Below are 20,856 nucleotides of genomic sequence, written 5' to 3' on the forward strand. Positions count from 1 at the left end.
ACTACGAGAAATGTTAGAGGTGTCATTGAAACAAGGACATGATGCAAGAAAGAGAGCGAAAGTCATGAGTCGCTCTCTTTTTTGATGGATAGATAGAAAATGAAGGGCTTAGTTCTCTTCTTGTCTCAAATACTCCCAAAATGTGTCTGAAGCCAAAGAATGTTCACCGATTTTACGCGTAAATGCGAGATAACTTTCTTTTGTTGGAGAGATGGGGAGGATCACAGTATTTTCTTTTAACAGATTTTTGACTGTTTTTTCCATAACAATAGCAATCCCCATGTCATTTGCAATCATATTGATAATCAAGTCGATCCTTGATCCTTTATAAGAGATTCTCGGTTCAAATCCAGCTTCGCGACACAAGTCCAGCACAGGTTGATACAAGTTCGTAGTAGGGCCAAGAACCAAAAAATTCTCCTTTTTCAGTTCGCTTAGATCCAATTTCTTTTTACTAGCTAAAGGATGATTTTTAGGTAGAACTGCTACAAAATCGTCTGTTTCAGTAGGCAACCACTCAATCGAACTTGGTGGGGCCTGAAAGCTTCTGGCAAAGTGGATCGTATCACTATGTTCATTTGTATCGTAATAAGTCAGTTCGATACTTTCCACTTCTTTCAACTGGACCGTAAATTCAGGATGGCGTTTCAAAAATTCGGTAATTTTGGAAAAGCCTTGGTAATTGATCATTGTCGGTATCGTTAAGATATTTAATGAAAGATTGTTGTCTTTCGTATAGGTTTCAAGCACTTCTTGCATAGCATGGTATTGTTCTACGACATTTTTTACATATGGGAGCAATAAGCTTCCAGCTTCGGTCAATTCGATTTTTCTATGGGCGCGTTCGAATAATTTGACGTCTAATTCTGTTTCTAACGAAAGAATCTGTTTAGAAATATTTCCTTGGGTGGTGAATTGTCGATCAGCAGTTTTGGTGAAATTCATTGTTTCGGCTAAATCAAGAAAAACTTCGAATTTATGGATATCCATCATATTCCTCCTACTTATTCCAATAAAGAATACTTTAACACAAAAAATGAATTGGTGTAATCTTCTCTGTCTGTTACAATCTTTCTTGCAGCGAAAGCAATAATTACAGAAATTTTTCTGATTTTTTTCGCTTCGTAGAAAAAGAGAGGAGTTTTTTGATGCCAACTGGAGTTTTGATCAATGTAGGTTCCGTTTTGCTTGGCGGACTAATTGGCGGATTAGTAGGAAATAAATTAAGTGAACATTTTAAAGCACAGCTGACGATGGTTTTTGGTGTGTGTTCGATGGGGATGGGAATCTATTCCATTGCGCCGATGAAAAATATGCCGGCTGTTATTTTTGCTTTAGTGATAGGAACAGCGATTGGTCTGATTGTTCATTTAGGTAATGGGATAAATAAGGGGGCTGCGCTGATGCAAGTACCTATTTCTAAAATCTTCCCTAGCGAAAAGCTTGGTATGACCCACGATGAATTTATCAGCACATTAGTGACGGTCATTGTTCTATTTTGTGCAAGTGGTACGGGGATCTATGGAAGTTTAGATTCTGGGATGACAGGAGACAGTACGATTTTGATTTCTAAATCTGTCCTTGATTTTTTCACAGCAGCAATTTTTGCATGTAATTTAGGATATGTCGTTTCTGTGATAGCAATTCCCCAATTCATTATTTTTTATATTTTGTTCTTATTGGCAAAATTTATTTATCCATTGACTACACCAGACATGATCTTAGATTTTAAAGCTTGCGGCGGATTCTTGATGGTCGCTACCGGTTTTAGAATGATCAACGTGAAAATGTTCCCAGTAGCTGACATGATACCTGCAATGATCGTTATCATGCCACTGAGCTGGATGTGGACAAATTGGATTATGCCACTGTTATAATAAAAATCAAAGAGAAGCCATTTTTTGCTGACTAAAAAGGATCAAATCTTTTAGTCAGTTTTTTTGTATTTGACAAACTGATTTTGAAACTATATTATATGTTGTATAATATAGATTGAAATAAAATATTACACTTGAGAATAGAAGGTGACGTAATGCACATCCAGATTCCAACTGTTCTTCTTGATGGTACTGTGCTAGCAGCATTAAGCAAGGAAGATATGTATGGGTATGCCTTAACAAAAATCGTACAAGAAAGTCTCTCTGTCAGTGAATCTACACTATATCCGGTTTTGAGAAGATTGAAAAAAGAAGGATATCTTGAGACCTATGATGAACCTTTTGAAGGCAGAAACCGTCGATATTACTCGTTGACACCAATGGGAAGTCGTCATTTAGAAGAAATTATTGATGAATGGATTGTTTTTCGAGATTCTTTAGACCGGTTATTGGAGGAGAGCACAAATGAATGAATATTTGAATGAAGTTGTGGATCATCTTCAAGAAATTCCTGAAGACGATCGTTTTGATTTGATCCAGTATTATGAGGAATATTTTTTAGATTCTGGAAAAACATTAGATCAGATCATTGATGAATATGGTACACCAAAGCAGTTTGCCTTAAAATTAAAAATCAGTTACTTTTCAGAAGAAGAACAAGCAGAAAACGAGTTAGTGAAAAATCCAAAAAGACAAATTCGCCTGATTTGGTTAATCATTATCGGTTTATTTGCTTCTCCTGTCCTCATTCCACTAGCACTGGGCTTTATATTGGTTATTGGGGGACTATTGGTTGCTTTACTAGCGCTCATTTTTAGTATCTATGTTTTATGTATCAGTATCTTAGGTGTTGGCCTATTCATGATCATATCAGGAATAAGTGTGTTTGGACAATCGATTCTGAGTGGATTATTCTTTATCGGTGTCGGTCTGTTCGCCACAGGAAGCGCAGTATTTATTTCGCCACTGTTGCTGAAAGGAACAAAAGGGCTTTTTTATGTCATGATGAACTTTGTTAAATGGATGGGACGACGTTTTATTACAAAAAGAGATCTGCATTCAGCGGGCGTTTGAAGGAGGACACATAAATTGAGATTGAAACATTTTTTGATTACCGGTATTGGTCTGATGCTTACTGGTGGCTTCCTAGCAGGTGCAACTTATACATTAGGCGCTCAAAAGAGTCTGACTTGGGATAATGGTCCTCGGTTGATCGATATGGTTACTGAGACAAAAAAAATCAAGGATGCAAACAAAATCGTCATCCATGCAGAAAATCAAACAGTTTCGGTCATACGCGGATTGGATTTTGAGATAAAAACGACTTATGATAAGACAGAAAAGCCAGAAATAAAGGAGACAAATGGCGTGTTGACTGTGAATGCAGTCAAAAAATCAACAGGTGCAATCATTAGTTTAGAAGACACAAGTGCACAAATCACAATTGTTGTCCCTGCAGATCATGAATTATCTGAATTGACAATCGAAGGGAATAATAGTGCAGTTGATATCAACGAAGTATCAATCAAAAAAGTGAATACTAAGACACATGATGGCTGGGTATCGTTCAATGAATTTACAGGAGGAACAATAACTGCGAAAGATGAATTAGGCTCACTTCGACTAGATGAGGCCAATGTGGATAACTTGATCGTCACAGGTGAAAACAGCAACTTCCATCTAGAAGACAGTTTGATCAGCAAAGAAGGAAAAGTCATCCTAAACGGTGGTAATTTATCTTTGCATGAGATGGAAAACAGTGGCTATACTATCCAAACGTCTGGTGAATCTTATATTGAAAAAGACTACCAGCCAATAACAAATACTTTGTTAGAACAAGGACAGAAAAAGCTAAAGATCACTGCTAAAGACACATCGATCAATATTACGACGGATCAAGAGGACAATGAAACAGATTGATCCTGTACTCAACTGGATATTTTAAGAAAAAACAGCAAAGATCCTTCCAATCTTTGCTGTTTTTCATCGCTTAACGCACATAACTATAGTAAAATAAGAAAGAAAATATCTAAAAAGAAAACAGGGTGAAAGAGTATATGAAGGTAGAAGAAGGTCAAAGAGAAAAGTTAAAGACAGAAATGGAAAGATTACATACTTATATCACTCAACTAAGCCAAACCTTCTATGATCCAGACAAAGAAAAAGTGATGGTTAATTACCCGAACAATTCAGAAGGTCGCCAATTAGAGCAAGTGTACCATGAAGTTTTCAAACATTTATTGACGGTGAAGAAAGAGCTGGATTATTATTCTTTACCGATTATCGATACAGGAATATTGAAGTATGATGGGAAGAAGGAACGATTTATCTTTAAATCTGTTCGGGAAGATTTGCCTCTTTCAGCAGGGATGGATCTAGAGATCTTGGTAGAAGACTATTTTACAGAAGAAAAGCACTGGGTTCGAACAAAATTGGATTATTTACCGCAGGCAGCCGGAGGGACACAGGCAAGCGGTTGGTACATCACTGAAGACAAAGAGTTAGAACTAGAAGGTGTAATGGCGCGTATTCGAAAAAAAAATTAAAAAAGTAACATTAGATATTTATTGAAGGATAAAGGAGCGCAGGAAGTAGCATGAGAGAAAAAAGAGCATTTTATATCAATGGCTATGCAGGGATTGTCGGATTGGTCGTATTAGCTTTAGTTGGATTGTTTTTCTTCTATTTAGGCATGTGGCAAGCGAAAGTTTGGGCACTTTTTTTAAGTATTTTTCTTTGGTTGATCACGTTATTGTTGTTAAGTTCGGCAACTGTAGTCAGTCCTAATCAAGCAAAAGTAATTTTGTTTTTTGGACAATATTTAGGTACGATTCGAGAAAATGGCTTTTTCCTTACGATACCTTTGGCACAAAAAATGACTGTTTCGTTGAAAGTTCGGAATTTCAATAGTTCTGTTTTAAAAGTCAATGATTTGGATGGAAACCCCATCGAAATCTCAGCAGTAGTAGTCTTTAAAGTCGTTGATACAGCAAAGGCATTATTCGATGTAGCGTATTATCAAGATTTTGTAGAAATCCAAAGTGAGACAGCCATTCGGCATATCGCTAGCCAATACCCGTATGATACATTCAATGAGAATGATTTGACGCTTCGAGGAAACACGACGGCAGTGTCTGACGAGTTGCAAAAAGAGCTGCAAGAGCGTTTAGCAGTAGCAGGTGTCGAAGTAATCGAAACACGCTTGAACCATTTAGCCTATGCAACAGAAATCGCTAGTGCCATGCTCCAACGTCAACAAGCAAAAGCCATTTTGTCTGCTCGACAAACCATTGTTGAAGGAGCTGTCACAATCACTCAAATGGCCTTAGAGCAAATCGAAGATGGACAAGAAATCAATTTCACCGATGATCGGAAAGTCCAATTGATCAATAATTTACTTGTCTCAATCATTACAGACAAAGGAACGCAACCTGTTATCAATACAGGCGACATGAAAGACCGTAAGTGACATACTTTTTGTAAGATAGGAAGAAGGAGTTTAGGACGGATTATTGTCTTGAACTCTTTTTTAGTTGTTTTAAAGAAAATGACAAAATTGAAAGAAGAATGATAGTTGATTCGAAGGCAGAATTGTTCGCTTTTTTCTATAATCAGTATATAAAGTAAGAGAGAAGGGGAAAAAGTGAAAAAACTTCTGATCGGTCTACTTGTTTTCATCGTTGTGGTACTTGCAGGGGTGAAAATCGCAGATTACGTAGTTATGGGTGGAGAAGAATACTATGTACAAATTACGACAGATGGTACAAAAACAGTTTCAAAGTCAGACTCTGGACAAGAAACAGTCAACTATAGATATATCCTGCCTGGCTATACGAAAGAGGGTAAGGAAAAAGAACTGGACTTCAAGGGACAATTGACTCGACCGCTTCGTAAAGGAGCATATTTAAAAATCACCTGGAACAAAAATAAAGGTGTCACTTCGTATGAAGAAGTCGAAAAAAAAGACGTGCCGAAAACAGCACTGGAAAAACTAATTAAAGGGTAGGGAAAGAAATGAACAAAATAGTCGAAGTACAGAATGTAACAAAAGTATACGGAAAAAACAATGAGAAAAAGACGCAAGCATTAAGCGGCATCAGCTTCGATGTAGAAAAAGGCGAATTTATTGGGATCATGGGCGCTTCTGGTTCTGGTAAATCGACACTTTTGAATATTTTATCCACATTAGATAAACCAACAGATGGGCATATCCGAATCAATCAAAAAGATGTGACCACATTAAAAGGAAATCAACTAGCAGATTTTCGTGCGAATGAGATTGGCTTTATTTTCCAAGATTTCAATTTATTAGAAAGCTTGACAGCACAAGAAAATATCGCTGTTCCTCTTTCTTTACAAGGCGTCAGACCAAAAGAAATCAAGCAACGTGTCCAAAAAATTGCAGAACGTTTATCCATCTCTCATATTTTGGAAAGCTATCCTTCTGAGATTTCCGGTGGACAAAAACAACGGGTCGCCGCCGCACGTGCATTGATCACACAACCAACGATTCTATTAGGGGATGAGCCTACAGGTGCGTTGGATTCCAAAAGTGCCCGGGATCTTTTAGATACGATGGACGAATTGAATACAAAAGATCATGTATCGATTCTTCTTGTGACGCATGATCCGTTTTCTGCAAGTTATTGCCAACGTATTTTATTCATCAAGGATGGCGGTATCCATCAAGAAGTGAAACGTGGAGATCAAAGCCGTGATTCCTTCTATCGAGAAATACTATCTATTCTTGGAAACTTGGAACAGTAGGGGGAGATTGACTATGCTTTGGAAATTATCACTTACTGGGATCAAGAGCCGTTTAAGAGACTACTTGGTGTTATTCTCAGGATTAGTTATGGCATCTGCTATTTTTTACATGTTTGAATCAATGGCAAGCAACGAAGCTTTTTTGAAAAGTAATACGGTCGTTGCTTCTACAGTTATCATTTTCCGATTAGGTTCTGTTTTACTAGGGATCATTACCTTCGTTTATATTTTATATGCGAATTCCTTTTTGATGACGATGCGGCAAAAAGACTATGCAATGTTTATGATGCTAGGAGCAAAAGGCAGAAAAATCGCACAGATGATTTTTTCTGAAACATTCGTAGTAGGGATCGTGGCTACTTTAGTAGGTTCAGCTGTCGGTGTAGGTTTGACAAGTATCGTCCACCGATTATTAGTGGATCAGTTAGATATCAATATTTCGCATTTTACATCTTTTAGCATTCATGGGTTGTTGATCACTGTTTTGTTTTTTGCTGTTTTGTTTTTATTAGCAGCTGTTGTCAATGCTTTTTCGATTGTCAAAAAACCGATTTTAGCATTGATTCGTGCGGATCAGACACCAACAAGAATCAAGCAGCATAAATTCTTGTTTTTCCTTGAAGTAGTACTGGGGATTGCTTTTCTAGGCTGCGGTTATTATATGATGAAGCACGTGGGGACCTATCAAGTTTTTGGTATGGGAGTAGCTCTAGTCACGATCGTATTAGGAACTTATTTCATTTTCCACTCTGTGATCATTTTCTTTTTATCATTACTAAAGAAATCAGAACAGATTTCATTGAAGAAATTGAACAATTTCACATTGTCACAGTTAAGTTTTCGTATTCGTGAATATACACAAATGCTTTCAATGGTCGCTATGCTGTTTGCCTTGGCCCTTGGCGCTTTGACGGTAGGATTAGGTTTTAAAAATGAAATTACAGACTTGACAGAAAACAATTCTGGATATGATCTAGTGATGAATAATCCTCGGGCAGAAGATCAGCAAAAAATCAAAGAACTTTCACCAACACTTTCTGCTTCTTATACTCAAAAAGAAGATGCGGGAACGATTTACTATAATGCAAGTGAATTTGCGGCTCAACCATTGATCATGATAAAACATGAAGATGGAACACCGCCGAAGATCACGAAAGAAAAAGTTCCTACTGAAAAAATGAATGAACTGACTGTACAAGACGAGCTTCGTGGCTATGAATTGCCGGAACAGCAAGAAAAAGAAATCAAAGTAGTCAGTCAATCAGAATTTAATCAACTGAACTTGCCACAATCTACTTTACAGCTAGTTCAGGTAAAAGACTTCCAAGCAAACTTGGAACCAATCAAAGCACTTGCTACACAAAATAAAACAAACAATCCATCTTTGCAAAAAGTAGAGTACAGCAACCAGAAGTATGAAATGTATGAAGTATATAATAGTGTATTCTCTGGTTTTGAATTCATGGGATTCTTCTTAGGTTTAGCTTTCTTGACCATGCTTGCTAGCTGTTTGATGTTCAAGATCTTGTCAGGAAGCAAGAGTGACATCGCTCGTTATGAAATGCTTGAAAAGATAGGAACGCGACGCGGATTGCTTAAACAATCGATCCGTAGAGAAGTAGGCGTGTTATTCTTAGCACCAGGAATCTTAGGTGTAGTCCATGTCTTATTCGGATTACAAATGTTTGGTCTATTCTTGCACAATCCATACAAAGGCATTTGGATACCATTTACGATCTTCTTCGTATTGTATTTCATCTACTATGTACTGACGACATGGTTATATACTGGAATCGTATTGAAAAAGAGATTGTGAAAAAGCTGTCCTGCATCAAGTAATAAGAACAGCCAAGCAAAAATAGCTCCTCATATTTTTCGTTTGGTTGGGCTTATTACCGCAGATGCAAGCTTTTGAACACCGTTTGTTCGGAAAAAGAGGTTGTGACAATATTTTTGTCACAACCTTTTTTTCACGGTCTTTTATTAGAATATAGTAAATTTTTTCTCGTTACTCACGGAATAAGCTGTTAAGAAAACGGTTTCTGTGTATACTGGAATCAGTGCAAATGAAAGAAAAGAGGGTGCAAGGAACATGGAAATCAATGAACAAAATTTTGGCGAAAACTATCACTTGATTACGATCACGAATCAAAATGGGACATCTTTGTCTGTCAGTGATCTTGGGGCACGGGTTGTTCATTTTCAAACAATAATCGATAATGAAAAACGAGAGTTGATCTTAGGTTTTGATGAAGCAAAAGAATATCTAGAAAAAGACCCTTATATCGGTGCTTCAATCGGACGTATGGCTGGACGGATCACGAATGGCACATTCAAATTAGATGATGAAACGTTCGAAGTAAAAACAGACCCGGACACTGGTCATTGTTTACATGGTGGTGCACCTAGCTTTGAAGCCAAGCAGTGGCATTATACAGTCATCAATGGTGAAAACGAAGCATCGGTCATTTTCTATCAGACTAGCCCAGACATGGAAAACGGATTTCCTGGAACTTTAGATGTAGAAGTACGGTATACGCTGACGAACGATGATACATGGCGAGTGACGGTCCAAGGGATCAGTGACCGCAAAACAGTATTCAATCCTACAAATCATGTCTATTTCAATTTAACCGGTGATCCAGCACAGTCAATCGACGAACATATACTTTGGTTGAATAGCCGATTATTTGCTACGCTCAATAAAGATACAACGCCTACAGGAGAAGTAGTTTCAGTAAGTGGCACAGCATTTGACTTCCAACGTCCTAAAAAATTAGGTGAGGTCTTTGCCAGTGATTTTCGCCAATCAATGATAGTGGGCGGCATCGATCATCCATTTTTGTTGAAAAAACAATCTGGTTTACTAAATGCTGCGGAATTGACAAGCCCAGATGAAAAAGTATCGATCCAAGTAAAAACAGATGCTTCAGGAATCGTGATTTTTACAGCAAATTTTGGAGAAGATGGACCGGAAATGCGCGGGAATAAATTAGTAAATCATGGCGGTATCACATTTGAGACTCAAGAACTGCCAGGAGCGGAGCGACTTGAAAGTTTTGGAGATGTCACTCTGGAACCTAACCAAGTACGCGAGTTTGTAACGGAATACAAAATAAATATAAAGAAATAGAATAAATTAAAAAGGGAGTGTGACACTGTCACATCCCCTTTTTAATTTATTCTATTTCTTTAAAGGCAGATCAAGCCAGAATGATTTGTCTAAACTTAACAAGGTTAGTACAGGAACAGTTGCAGCTTTAACTGTACGAGTAGTTGTTTCTGGTATCTGTCTTGCCGTAAAATTGTTCCACAAATCCCAGATTGAAGCGACACGGAAGATGGAAGAAGCGTTGTTGACGCGTTTTTTCGTTGAAAATTCTAATCCTGTGATTGGCACGCCATCTGTTGTCCATTTGATTGGCACATCGAATCGCTTAGACATATTGAGGATTTCAGCGTTTGCTTCTTCAGTTGTTGCTGCTTCTTTTTTCGGTTCATCATATTTTGTCAGGTCATACGCTTCGATGATCGCGTTCAATTTTTGTGAATATTGGCGATCTGTAGCATAACGTCCTTCCAAATATTTGGTTGCTTCTTTGTAGTCTTTTGTTTCCGACTTCCAAGTTGGTTTGTAGAAATCAGGATTGCCAGTCAGTCCATTTTTGATCAAGTCGGCATAGTCTTCCAAACTTTCCTTGTAAGAAGGATATTTACGGAATTGTGCGCGGATTTGGTAGCTTTGTCCGGAACTATCTTGTTCAAGTGTATTGAAGGTCACGCTGCTTCCATTATATGATCCTTTGATACCAAAAAGGTTATGATTTGGTTCGCTTGATAATAAGCTGTTTCCAGATCCACTTTCAAGGATGGCTTGAGCCATCATAACTGACGCATAGATCCCTTCTTTTTGCCCGATTTCCTGTGCATCATCTGCAATCTTTTTCAAGAACTGATCAGTTGTTTGGTTTTGACTGAAATGGAACGAGCCATCTAATCCATCTAAAATAGATGAACCAGTTAGCGAGCCTGAAGCAGCAGGTAAACCTGCTAAGTTTACTCGGACAGCAAAATCAGGCGTGAAATCTGAAATAGAAGTTACTCGAACTTTATCTCCTGGTTGGGGCGCATGGATAAATTGTCCGTTCCCAATATAGATACCTACATGGTGAGTAACACCGGAAGAAGGTCCCCAGAAGACGAGATCACCAGGTTGGGCCTGACTTACTGGAATCTGCGTACCTGCATATTGCTGTTCGCCTGTCCAGCCACCGATATAATGACCGGTTGCTTTCATATATACGTAATAAGTCAAACCAGAACAGTCAAAAGTATTTGGACCTTTTGCTCCCCATACATATGGTTTTCCAAGATGCTTGAATGCTTCTCGAACGATTGCTTGTTGGACATTCGTTGTATTTGTAGGCAATACAGCATCAATTGGTGATTTTACAACAAAATCAGAAGAAGCAGAAGATGGATTCTCTATACCGCTTTGATTTGCTGTATTTGGACGAGATGAAGCATTGTTCGTTCCGCCATTCGATGAACCATTGTTTGGATGGTTTGGTTCTCTCTGAGTATTTCCATTGTTATTCGATCCAGATGGGTTTGTTTGATTCGAAGAATTCCCGCTGTTCGAATTATTGTTATTATTGTTTGAATTATTTGAACCATTATTATTGTTGTTATTATTGTTATTACCCACATCTGGTTTGTTTGGCGTTTCCGGATCTGGTGTACTAGGGACTTCTTCACTAGGATCAGTTGGTTTCTCTGTTGAAGTATCCGGTACAGGTTCAAATTCTGCAGTAATAGATAAATTGTTCGTACCTACTGTGAAGGTCTTTGCATCATAATTTACTTCTTTGGCACCATTAACAGCGACTGAAGCAATTTGTTCACCTTCAGCTGGCGTAATAGTGTAAGTTACCTTCGTTTCCGCTAATAAACCTTCTACCGTTCCACTTTCCGTAATATCCAAAGGTTGCTGTTCAGGGGAATCCGCTGTCGAAGCAGTCAGTTGGATCTTACCAATCAAAGAAGGAGCAATTGTAAGGGAATATGTCTCGGCTGGCTTTTCATTTTCTGATGGATCAGCCGGATCAATTTCAGTTGGCTCGGTCGATCCTGTTGTTGAGTTAGTTGTTCCAGTTGGGTCTTCTGTAAAAGAATCCGTTGTTTCACTAGTAGCTGAGCTGGATGTAGTCGTATCTGTTGTGACTGTTTGATCAGCTGTTTGATTATCTACGGCAAATACGGTATTGGTCGACAAAACAGACGGAGCAATCAGCCAAGTAGCAGCTAGCAAACGTATCGTTTTTTTATTTTTCATAATAAACTAGTCCTTTTCCTTTCATTGATTTTCTGTCTTATTCAGCATTCATTAGACATTTTTTGGAACAGATAATCGTGTCGAAAAGCTTTTTCTTTTCATAAATCTGTCTGTGTATTCTAAATAAAACAATTTGTAAATAAGCAACGAGCATTCATTCGTTTTTCTTTGACGTTCATTTTACTGCATAGACCACCTTTGTTTGGGGATAAACAAGTGGGGATAAAAATGGTTATGCATATGTAAATTATACCAAAGTTTGGAAAGTATCACAAAAATTTATAAAAATAATGATCCTAAAAAGAAAAAGACTGAAATATGTGATAAACATCTCATACTTCAGTCTTTTTCATTAACTATTCATAAGACATTAGGTCTTCATCAAACCCGCTAACGAGAGTAGTGATCATTGCTACGACTAGACTAACAGCCAGTCCTGCTAAGTACCAGAAAAAAGTACCGGAAATGAATGCAGGCAATGTGGTCAGACTACCAAATACAAAAGCGATCGCTTTCACTTGGGCAAATCCCATTACAGCTCCACCAGCAGCTGCACCAATGCAAGCAGCAACAAATGGTTTTTTCAATGGGATCGCAATTCCGTAAACAGTTGGTTCGGTCACTCCCGCAAGTAAAATCGAAGCAAAAGCAGAACCGGAGATCGAACGAGTTTTTGAACGTTTACTTCGTAGAAAAACACCTAAAGCTGCACCAGCCATTCCAAAATTGGCTGCTCCTGTCAACGGAACGATTCGGTCGAACCCATAAGCAGAGATATTACTGATCATGACAGGGTTTACAGCCCATTGGATACCAAATATTACCAAAATATTCCAACCACCAGCGATGATTGCGCCGCTGATCGGTCCGTTAATATCCATCATCCAAGTAATTGCGGCAGCTAAACCTTCGCCAAGGTAAACACCCGCAGGCCCGAATACCATTAACGTCAAAGGAACCGTGATAACTAATGAAAGTAAAGGTACAAATACTAATTGCATATTTTCTCGAATATATTTTTTGAGGAATTTTTCAACAAAAGAATAAAAGAAAATACCTAAAATCGCCGGCATGACAGTAGACGTATACTGCATCAGTACTACAGGAATCCCCAGAAAATCAGTAGCTGCTTTGCCACTGTCTGAAAGTAAAGAGGTCAGATTCGGTTCAATCAGTGCTGCAGCAATGACAGCCGCAATATATCCATTCACTTTAAACGTTTTGGCGGCAGAAAAAGCAAGAAAGATTGGCAGAAAATAAAAGACGGCATTCGACGCAGCAGACAAAATGTGATAAGTTCCGCTTGTTTCACTAAGCCAGCCAATCGTAGTCGCTAAAACAACCAGACCTTTTAATATACCAGAACCGGCAAACAGCGGAATGATCGGCGTAAAGATTTCCGATATCAAACCAAATAGTTTTTCGATCGGATTTAGCTTTTCTTTCGGAGCTGAATGATCGATTTGACGCGTCAATTCCTTGTAAGCAGGAGCCAATCCCTGATCCATGATTATTTCTGCATATCTATCGAGTAAAATGAAATACTTAATGGAAGGGATTTGCTGTTTTAATTTTTCTGCATTGGCTACTGGCTGTTTTTTCAATTTGATACGAAGCCGAGTCGCACATGGAAGGACAGAATCAATATTGTCTTTTCCTCCCAACTGTTCAATCAGCATATGAATCTGCTCGGACAGTACCATCTGTTCAGGATTCATTGTCGTTTCCATTAGAAGACCACTCCACTCACTAATATAATATTGGCGTAAGGTGTCATTTCGCCTGTACGAATAAATGCATGACAGTTATTCAACTCTTTTTTCATTTCTTCATGTGGGATAAAGCTAATCGGTGTATCTGGTAACAATAATTTGATTTTTTCCAATATTTCCGGGTTCATTGTCTTTATTTCTTCCGCCAATTCAATCGATTGTACCTCAAGTTCTTCTAAAACGTTTTCTAAAACAGATAAAAAGCTTGGAAGACCGTTTGAGACAGCCAAATCTATTTTTTCAGTACCAAAGGGGACAGGCATGCCTGCATCCCCGATACTTAATTTATCAAAGTGCCCCATTTGTGCGATTACTCGTGAAATATCTGAATTGATTACTTTTCCTTTTTTCATGTTTGTTTCTTCCTCTCATTGTTAATTTTAGACTGCTGATTGTTCTAAAGCTTCGCGGTAAGGGATAGAAGGTTGCGCACCATAAGACTGCACAGCAACAGAAGAGGCTAGATTTCCATAAAGGATCGCTTCTTTCAAGTTACTAAGGTCTGGCTGAAGTGTGCTGCTTAATGCGCCAATAAATGTATCACCTGCGGCTGTTGTGTCAACGGCATCCACTTTAAAAGCAGGGACGATACCATGTTCTTTTTCTGTATGATAGAAAGCGCCGGCACTGCCTAGTGTAATGATTACTGTTCCAATACCTAATTCATGGAGTTTTTCGGCTGCTGCGACCAAACTGTTATGATCTGTCACTCTGATTCCTGTAATGATTTCTGTTTCTGTTTCATTTGGTATAATGATATCTGTTTTTTCAAGTAGTTCAGTAGGGATCGTTTCACGAGCTGGTGCAGGATTCAGGATCGTTGTTTTTCCTGCGTCTTTTGCAATAGAAAAAGCTAGGATCGTCGCATCTAAGCTACTTTCAAACTGAGCAATAATAAAGTCACTGTTTGTAATCAGTTGCTTGTTTTTTAGGACTTCTTGTTCATGGAAAGCATTATTTGCACCTGCATGGATCAAGATACTATTTTCTCCTACTGCGTCTACCATAATCATTGCTTGTCCGGTTGTGGCGCCTTGGATTTCAGCTATCCCAGATGTATCGATGTTTTCTTTTGTCAGTAGATCTAATAACTGTTGTCCTTCGCTGTCAGCCCCAACGCCTCCAATAAAAGATGTCCGTGCGCCTGAACGTTTGGCTGCCACTGCTTGATTGGCACCTTTACCTCCGCCAGCGTGAAAAATCTCATGCGCATGCATCGTTTCGCCTGGCTTGGGCATGTTGGTTAAACGAAGGGTAGTGTCCATATTAATACTTCCAATTACTGTAACCGTGTTCATTTTACAAACCTCCAACTATCTCATTTATTTTGATGGGAAAAATTATTTTTTAAAACGTTTTAGTAAAACGTTTTAATAGTTCGATAAAAATATAGCACACCTTGAAAGCTATTTCAAGGGTGCAGTTGAAAATCTTTTTTCTAAGCGTACAGGTAATCTTTTTTCTTCCCATTCTTTTTCTGGGAATTGGATCCGATCTAACAATAATTTGGCAGATGTTTGTCCCAATTCGAAGATCGGTTGTGCGATCGTTGTCAGTTTCGGCTTGATATACTCGCACATATCTATATTATCATAGCCAATAATGCTGTAGTCTTCAGGGATGCTTTTTCCAGATTCCTCTAATCCGCGATATAATCCAAAAGCTAATTCATCATTTAAAGCAAACACACCAGTTGCAGCAGAATCAAGAAGTTCTGCTGTGATCTGGTAGCCACCTTGTTTTGAGAACTGTGTAGGTAAGAGGATCAGTTGGTCGTGAGGGATTTGGTAAACATCAAGAGCAGATTTAAACCCCTCAATCCGAGCGTGGACATTTTCCGGTGGATTTTCAGGATAGACAAGGGCGATCGTTTGATGTCCTAGACTAAGCAAGTGCATGCCCGCTAGGTAACCACCGCGAAAATCGTCTGTTCGTACGGCATCACTAAATCCTTCAGATTTTTTCTGATCCAAAACAATGAAGGGTCGGCCTTGTTTTTTCAAATTTTCGTTGATTGCATCTGTAGAGACAGCAGAAGTCGCGATAATGAATCCATCCACACCTCGACGTGTGAGCTCGGCTAGATATTCGATTTCTTTTTGATGATCAGAATCAGCATTACATAATATCGTGACGAAATTCTGCTTATACAAGATATCCTCAATTCCTCGCATCAGTGTACTGAAGAATGGATTCGTGATATCAGGAACGAGTACACCAATTGTTTTCGTTTCCTTGGTAATCATTTGTCTAGCAAAATAGTCAGGCTGATAGCCTAATTCTTCTTTGGCAGCTAAAACTTTCTGAACAGTTTTCGGACTGAATTTCTCCGTATTTCCATTTAATATCAAGGAGACAGTTGTGATTGAAACGCCGGAAAGTTTAGCGACTTCTTTGATTGTGATCTTTTTTTTCACCATGTTCATACTCCTATCTAAATCCTGTGGTTATTTTCCCATGAAATCAAAAAGAAGTAAATGAAAATCACGTGTGCCAGTACTTATTTGCTTTGTTGGATAGCTTCGATTATTTGTTTCGTTGAGCGTACTCGTGCAGTTTTCGGAAATATCTTTTTTATGAACAATTGATGGGATTCTTTGTCACGATCACTGCAAGCATCTTCAGCAAGTACGACATGATACCCATGTTGAAAGGCATCTAATGCAGTAGCATATACACCGTTTGTTGTCGCTACACCGCTTAAAATGATAGTTTCGATTCCACGCCGGCGAAGTTGAAGATCAAGAGAAGTACCAAAAAAGGCACTTGGATTGTATTTTGTGATAGTCAACATATTGTTTGTATCTTTCAAGGAATCCTTCAACAACAAGTCAGTGAATTCTGCCGGAGCAGACAAAGCAGATATTCCTCCAGCATCTGTCTGATGACTTAGATAAGAGAAAGTAGTGATGTCTACATTCACTAAAACTTTCAAGGCAGCAGTACGTTTCAATGTTCTTACTAACAAATCATTGTTTGTCAGAATAGATGCTGCAGTGTGTGGAGAGAGTGTACCGTTATTTACGATCCCTTTTTGCATGTCGATCGCGACAAAAGCAGTTTTTGATAAATCAAAAATCATATTTTCCTTTAAATCATTCATGATGTTCCTTCTTTCAAATAACAATGTTTTTTATGTAAGTAAATCATAAATCGTTTATTTGTCAACTAAATAAATGATTCCTTTCTTTAGTCTAGAGAAATTCAATGGTAAAATGAATAAGTGTGAGAAAACGCATTCGATGACCAGATTTAGCGAGAACTATCATGAAAATGGAGGAATCAGAGTGAAGTATGTCGAAGTAAAAAATGAATACAAACGATACAAGATGGGAGAAACAACCATTACTGCAAACGAAAATATCTCTTTTTCTATTGAAAAAGGCGAACTTGTGATCATTCTCGGACCAAGTGGAGCAGGAAAGTCAACGATTCTTAATATTTTAGGTGGGATGGATACACCTGATGAAGGTCAGATCATTATTGATGACACAGATATTGCACAATTTTCAGACAAACAGCTTACTGCTTACCGACGAACAGATGTAGGGTTCGTTTTCCAATTCTATAATCTCGTTCCTAATCTAACAGCAAAAGAAAATGTGGAATTGGCAACGGAAGTTTCTCCGAATGCGCTTGATTCTGTAGAGGTATTGACGCAAGTGGGCCTAGCTCATCGATTGAATAACTTTCCGTCCCAATTATCAGGAGGCGAACAGCAGAGGGTTTCAATTGCTCGCGCACTAGCTAAAAATCCCAAACTTCTTTTATGTGATGAACCGACAGGAGCGCTGGATTTTGAAACAGGCAAGCAAGTATTGAAATTATTACAAAATGCTAGCAGACAACATGGCAATACCGTTTTGATCATTACACATAATTCTGCTTTAGCGCCCATCGCTGATAGAGTCATTCACATTAATGATGCTAAAGTAAGATCTGTTGAATTAAATGATCATCCTTCATCCATTGATGAGATTGTATGGTAGGGGGATCTTATGAAAACAAAAACATATCTTAAAGCAGGTTTTCGTGAAATTCGGCAATCTAAAGGACGATTCATTGCAATCATCCTTATTGTCATGCTAGGAACACTTTTATTTGTAGGTGTCAAAACTGCTGGACCTGTCATGCAAAAAACAATGAGCCAATATGTAGAAAAGGCAGATTTATCTGATCTTCAAATTGTGTCAACAGCTGGATTAACTCAAAAAGACATCACTCAAGCAGAAAAAATACCAGGTGTACAAGTAGAAACAGGCAAGCAGCTATATTATGCGAATCCCGAGACCACCGAAATTATACACATTTTTTCTTATAATAAGAAAAATAAACAAAACCAACTTTTTCTTGTTACTGGTCATTTGCCAAAAGAGGAAAATGAAATTGTCTTAGATGAAAAAGCTAAAAAACAAGGATATAAAATTGGGGATACCTATAGGATAAATACAGAAGACTTGCATATGAAAAATTATAAAGTAGTCGGATTTGTCCGCTCTCCTTTGTTTATTAACAATTTAGAGCGTGGTTATACTAATCTAGGAAATGGAAGAGTGGATTCCTTTGTTTATGTACCAGAATCTCAATTTAAAAAAGATGTTCAGTCTGTGCTTTACTTAGATTTTACTAATGTCAAGGGATTAGATACCTATGGTCAATCCTATAAGAATAAAATGGAAACAAACCAGGAAAAGACCAAAATTTATTTTAAAGACCGCCCACAGGAACGCTTGGATCAATTAAAACAAACTGCAGAAGAAGAATTGATTTCAGGTAAACAAGAACTAGCTAATGCACAAATGCAAGTTACTACTGCTAGGAAACAACTTGAAGAGGCAAAAATACAGCTAGCAAGACAAGAAGAATTTATTGAACAATTACCTGAAGAAGAGCAAACAATTCTTACTCAACAAAAAGAAGAATTAACACAACAAGACAAAATATTAACAGAAAAAGAACAAGATCTTGTAAAATTTCAGTCAGAAATTACAGGAAATGAAGGGAAAATTGCTGCTTTAGACAAACCGACTTATCTTTATAACAAGCGTTCGGAAAATGTAGGATTTCAAGAATACGGTGACCTAGCTGATCGAATTGCTGCTATTGCTAATGTTTTTCCAGTATTTTTCTTTTTCATAGCAGCACTCATCACTTTCACCACAATAACACGCATGGTAGAAGAAAATCGAAGAGAAATTGGAACATTAAAAGCATTAGGCTATACAAAATTTGAGATAGCAGGAAAATACATGATTTATGCGACCCTAGCTTCTGGAATGGGAATCATACTAGGAACGATTTTAGGAACGAATCTTTTGCCACGAATCATTTTTGAATTAGCCAATGAGAGTTATGATATTGAAAAGGCCGTTGTGTTTTATTACTGGGCACCGATTTTACAAGCAGCCTCTGCATTTTTCACTGCAACATTTGGCGCTGCAATGATCGTTTTATTCAAAGATTTAAGAGAACGACCTGCTGCATTGCTTCAACCGAAAGCACCGAAGCCAGGGAAACGCATTTTTCTTGAATACATCACTCCGCTGTGGTCACGCCTTAGCTTTAATCAGAAAATCAGTTATCGAAATCTATTTCGTTATAAAACGCGGATGTATATGGCAATCATCGGGATTGCCGGTTGTGCAGGCTTGATGGTCGCAGGTGTCGGGTTGAAAGATTCTCTAGGGGCGGTTTCCAACAAGCAATTTGGACCAATTATCGATTATCAGGCAGTCGTGACATTGAATTCAACAAAAAATTCAATTAACAAAGTAGAAGAATTTTTAGAAAAAGAAAAAAAAATAACGGATATTTTGCCAGTTGATACTCAAACACTTGAAATTAGAAAAACGGGACATACATCACAGAATATAACCATGATCGTACCTGAAAAAGAACGACAGTTAGATGAATTTGTTCATTTAAAGTCCCTCAATGATGATGTAGTTTCTCTAACTGAAGATGGTATTGCCATCACTCAAAAATCAGCAGAATTATTTGATCTATCTGTAGGAGATACTGTGTCATTGTATGATAAAGATCAAAATGAATGGAGTGTTTCCATAAAAGCAATCTTACAAAATTATTTAGGAAACTTTGTCTACATGTGTCCTAATTATTATGAGAAAGTATCTGGAAAGAAAATGACAGAAAATGCTTTCCTAATAAAAACAAAAATCATGACTAAATCAGAAGAAGAAGCACTTTCTGAAAAATTGATCCTTACAGAAGCTGTAATAAATACTTCCTTCATGTCAAAGCAGATCGAAATACAGGACGAAGCGATAGCTAATCTGGATTCGGTAGTTTTGATTTTTATCGTACTTTCTGGTTTATTGGCTTTTATCGTCTTGTATAATCTAACTAATATCAATATTTCCGAGCGTGTACGCGAATTATCTACAATAAAAGTCCTTGGATTTTTTGATAAAGAAGTCACGATGTACATTGTTCGAGAAAATATCATCTTTACTCTTTTAGGAATCATCGGAGGATTTGGTGTAGGATATATATTGACTGACTTCATCTTGCAACAAGCGTCTATGGAGAATGTCATCTTTCCATTAGTGATCACATGGTGGGCTTATGTCTTATCAGCAGGATTAACTATCGTATTTACGGTTATTGTGATGATCGTTACCCATTTCAAATTAAAGCATATCGATATGATTGATGCGTTGAAATCGAATGAATAAAAACAGAGGTTGCGAAATCAGCTGATTGAACACCGTTTAAGAAAGAGGTTGTGACAGCAGTGGTCAGATTCAAGAAATAAGAAAAATTTACGAAAATTGCTTCTCAGATTTTTGTAAAATTTCGGCTTACTTTTCGAAGAAGCTACTTCTGGAACACCGTTTAAGATAGTGGTTGTGAGTCTGCCGTTTCACTCTGAGTCACAAGGAGCAATTTCAAAAAACAGCTCCTCATGTTTTACATTTGAGAAGACTGATTGCCGTAGATAAAAGCTTTTGAACACTATTTATAGAAGAAACAAGAATATTTTGCTATTTTAAACAAGAGGATAGACAAATACATGTCTGATCTCTTGTTTTTTATTGGGCAACAGACCTCTTAGAATGTATAAAGATAAATTTTACAAACGCTT

General features: G+C 37.8%; 19 protein-coding genes. 12 read left to right on the top strand and 7 right to left on the bottom strand.

Going from position 1 to position 20,856, the window contains the following annotated elements; translation table 11 throughout:
- Positions 1-108: 108 nt before the first annotated feature.
- Positions 109-990 carry a LysR family transcriptional regulator gene (locus OZ002_RS01830; protein WP_002331923.1) on the bottom strand — a complete coding sequence of 294 codons (882 nt, stop codon included), beginning with the start codon at positions 988-990 and terminating at the stop codon, positions 109-111.
- A 158-nt stretch (positions 991-1,148) separates the two neighbouring features.
- On the opposite strand from OZ002_RS01830, the gene OZ002_RS01835 reads away from it, so the two are divergent.
- The 10 genes from OZ002_RS01835 to OZ002_RS01880 all read left to right on the top strand — a co-directional run bounded on the left by OZ002_RS01835 (position 1,149) and on the right by OZ002_RS01880 (position 9,777).
- On the top strand, positions 1,149-1,877 hold the full coding sequence (locus OZ002_RS01835; protein ID WP_002294613.1) for a DUF554 domain-containing protein: 729 nt from the start codon (positions 1,149-1,151) through the stop codon (positions 1,875-1,877).
- Between the two features lie 155 nt (positions 1,878-2,032).
- Positions 2,033-2,350, top strand: a complete 318-nt coding sequence (locus OZ002_RS01840; protein ID WP_002286315.1) for a PadR family transcriptional regulator — start codon at positions 2,033-2,035, stop codon at positions 2,348-2,350.
- On the top strand, positions 2,343-2,951 hold the full coding sequence (locus OZ002_RS01845) for a DUF1700 domain-containing protein (protein ID WP_002286313.1): 609 nt from the start codon (positions 2,343-2,345) through the stop codon (positions 2,949-2,951). The genes OZ002_RS01840 and OZ002_RS01845 overlap by 8 nt, the downstream gene beginning before the upstream one ends.
- Before the next feature lie 54 nt (positions 2,952-3,005).
- Positions 3,006-3,797, top strand: a complete 792-nt coding sequence (locus OZ002_RS01850) for a DUF4097 family beta strand repeat-containing protein (protein ID WP_123840135.1) — start codon at positions 3,006-3,008, stop codon at positions 3,795-3,797.
- 137 nt (positions 3,798-3,934) lie between these two features.
- Positions 3,935-4,423 (top strand): DUF5348 domain-containing protein, encoded by a 489-nt coding sequence (locus OZ002_RS01855; protein ID WP_002297406.1) that lies wholly within the window; start codon positions 3,935-3,937, stop codon positions 4,421-4,423.
- A gap of 50 nt (positions 4,424-4,473) precedes the next feature.
- Positions 4,474-5,346, top strand: a complete 873-nt coding sequence (locus OZ002_RS01860) for an SPFH domain-containing protein (RefSeq protein ID WP_002286307.1) — start codon at positions 4,474-4,476, stop codon at positions 5,344-5,346.
- Between the two features lie 174 nt (positions 5,347-5,520).
- Entirely contained in the window at positions 5,521-5,883 is a 363-nt protein-coding gene (locus tag OZ002_RS01865; protein ID WP_002286306.1) for a YxeA family protein, read from the top strand.
- A gap of 8 nt (positions 5,884-5,891) precedes the next feature.
- Positions 5,892-6,644, top strand: a complete 753-nt coding sequence (locus OZ002_RS01870) for an ABC transporter ATP-binding protein (RefSeq protein ID WP_002286304.1) — start codon at positions 5,892-5,894, stop codon at positions 6,642-6,644.
- A gap of 13 nt (positions 6,645-6,657) precedes the next feature.
- A complete protein-coding gene (locus tag OZ002_RS01875; RefSeq protein WP_123840125.1) occupies positions 6,658-8,460 on the top strand; it encodes an FtsX-like permease family protein in 1,803 nt (600 codons plus the stop codon).
- Between the two features lie 276 nt (positions 8,461-8,736).
- A complete protein-coding gene (locus OZ002_RS01880) occupies positions 8,737-9,777 on the top strand; it encodes an aldose epimerase family protein (RefSeq protein WP_002286298.1) in 1,041 nt (346 codons plus the stop codon).
- A gap of 51 nt (positions 9,778-9,828) precedes the next feature.
- Here the strand turns inward: OZ002_RS01880 and OZ002_RS01885 are convergent, their stop codons facing one another.
- The 6 genes from OZ002_RS01885 to OZ002_RS01910 form a co-directional block, all read right to left on the bottom strand.
- Complete coding sequence (locus tag OZ002_RS01885; protein WP_123840126.1) at positions 9,829-11,979, bottom strand: glucosaminidase domain-containing protein; 2,151 nt, start codon at positions 11,977-11,979, stop codon at positions 9,829-9,831.
- A gap of 356 nt (positions 11,980-12,335) precedes the next feature.
- The gene (locus OZ002_RS01890; protein ID WP_002286296.1) at positions 12,336-13,709 is read right to left on the bottom strand and encodes a PTS transporter subunit EIIC; all 1,374 of its coding nucleotides are present in this window, start codon (positions 13,707-13,709) and stop codon (positions 12,336-12,338) included.
- Positions 13,709-14,104 carry a D-ribose pyranase gene (rbsD, locus tag OZ002_RS01895; protein WP_002286295.1) on the bottom strand — a complete coding sequence of 132 codons (396 nt, stop codon included), beginning with the start codon at positions 14,102-14,104 and terminating at the stop codon, positions 13,709-13,711. Before rbsD ends, OZ002_RS01890 begins: the two co-directional genes overlap by 1 nt.
- A 27-nt stretch (positions 14,105-14,131) precedes the next feature.
- Complete coding sequence (gene rbsK / locus OZ002_RS01900; protein ID WP_123840127.1) at positions 14,132-15,049, bottom strand: ribokinase; 918 nt, start codon at positions 15,047-15,049, stop codon at positions 14,132-14,134.
- A gap of 108 nt (positions 15,050-15,157) precedes the next feature.
- On the bottom strand, positions 15,158-16,171 hold the full coding sequence (rbsR, locus tag OZ002_RS01905; RefSeq protein ID WP_002325301.1) for a ribose utilization transcriptional repressor RbsR: 1,014 nt from the start codon (positions 16,169-16,171) through the stop codon (positions 15,158-15,160).
- An 80-nt stretch (positions 16,172-16,251) separates the two neighbouring features.
- Positions 16,252-16,854, bottom strand: coding sequence for a cysteine hydrolase (locus tag OZ002_RS01910; protein ID WP_002307934.1), 603 nt, complete (start codon positions 16,852-16,854; stop codon positions 16,252-16,254).
- 184 nt (positions 16,855-17,038) lie between these two features.
- Between OZ002_RS01910 and OZ002_RS01915 the strand changes: the two genes are divergently transcribed.
- Together OZ002_RS01915 and OZ002_RS01920 are read left to right on the top strand one after the other, a co-directional pair.
- Positions 17,039-17,740 (top strand): ABC transporter ATP-binding protein, encoded by a 702-nt coding sequence (locus OZ002_RS01915; RefSeq protein WP_002307935.1) that lies wholly within the window; start codon positions 17,039-17,041, stop codon positions 17,738-17,740.
- Between the two features lie 9 nt (positions 17,741-17,749).
- Positions 17,750-20,446 (top strand): ABC transporter permease, encoded by a 2,697-nt coding sequence (locus OZ002_RS01920; RefSeq protein ID WP_156249274.1) that lies wholly within the window; start codon positions 17,750-17,752, stop codon positions 20,444-20,446.
- Positions 20,447-20,856 lie beyond the last annotated feature (410 nt).

It is taken from the genome of Enterococcus sp. E4-150 (genome assembly GCF_035726465.1).
GTDB classification, from domain to species: Bacteria; Bacillota; Bacilli; order Lactobacillales; family Enterococcaceae; genus Enterococcus_B; species Enterococcus_B faecium.

Bases quoted from the DNA above. Each gene is read 5' to 3' on its own strand.
- OZ002_RS01830 (WP_002331923.1), bottom strand. From the start codon at position 990: ATGGATATCCATAAATTCGAAGTTTTTCTTGATTTAGCCGAAACAATG.
- OZ002_RS01835 (WP_002294613.1), top strand. From the start codon at position 1,149: ATGCCAACTGGAGTTTTGATCAATGTAGGTTCCGTTTTGCTTGGCGGA.
- OZ002_RS01840 (WP_002286315.1), top strand. From the start codon at position 2,033: ATGCACATCCAGATTCCAACTGTTCTTCTTGATGGTACTGTGCTAGCA.
- OZ002_RS01845 (WP_002286313.1), top strand. From the start codon at position 2,343: ATGAATGAATATTTGAATGAAGTTGTGGATCATCTTCAAGAAATTCCT.
- OZ002_RS01850 (WP_123840135.1), top strand. From the start codon at position 3,006: ATGCTTACTGGTGGCTTCCTAGCAGGTGCAACTTATACATTAGGCGCT.
- OZ002_RS01855 (WP_002297406.1), top strand. From the start codon at position 3,935: ATGAAGGTAGAAGAAGGTCAAAGAGAAAAGTTAAAGACAGAAATGGAA.
- OZ002_RS01860 (WP_002286307.1), top strand. From the start codon at position 4,474: ATGAGAGAAAAAAGAGCATTTTATATCAATGGCTATGCAGGGATTGTC.
- OZ002_RS01870 (WP_002286304.1), top strand. From the start codon at position 5,892: ATGAACAAAATAGTCGAAGTACAGAATGTAACAAAAGTATACGGAAAA.
- OZ002_RS01875 (WP_123840125.1), top strand. From the start codon at position 6,658: ATGCTTTGGAAATTATCACTTACTGGGATCAAGAGCCGTTTAAGAGAC.
- OZ002_RS01880 (WP_002286298.1), top strand. From the start codon at position 8,737: ATGGAAATCAATGAACAAAATTTTGGCGAAAACTATCACTTGATTACG.
- OZ002_RS01885 (WP_123840126.1), bottom strand. From the start codon at position 11,979: ATGAAAAATAAAAAAACGATACGTTTGCTAGCTGCTACTTGGCTGATT.
- OZ002_RS01890 (WP_002286296.1), bottom strand. From the start codon at position 13,709: ATGGAAACGACAATGAATCCTGAACAGATGGTACTGTCCGAGCAGATT.
- rbsD (WP_002286295.1), bottom strand. From the start codon at position 14,104: ATGAAAAAAGGAAAAGTAATCAATTCAGATATTTCACGAGTAATCGCA.
- rbsK (WP_123840127.1), bottom strand. From the start codon at position 15,049: ATGAACACGGTTACAGTAATTGGAAGTATTAATATGGACACTACCCTT.
- rbsR (WP_002325301.1), bottom strand. From the start codon at position 16,171: ATGGTGAAAAAAAAGATCACAATCAAAGAAGTCGCTAAACTTTCCGGC.
- OZ002_RS01910 (WP_002307934.1), bottom strand. From the start codon at position 16,854: ATGAATGATTTAAAGGAAAATATGATTTTTGATTTATCAAAAACTGCT.
- OZ002_RS01920 (WP_156249274.1), top strand. From the start codon at position 17,750: ATGAAAACAAAAACATATCTTAAAGCAGGTTTTCGTGAAATTCGGCAA.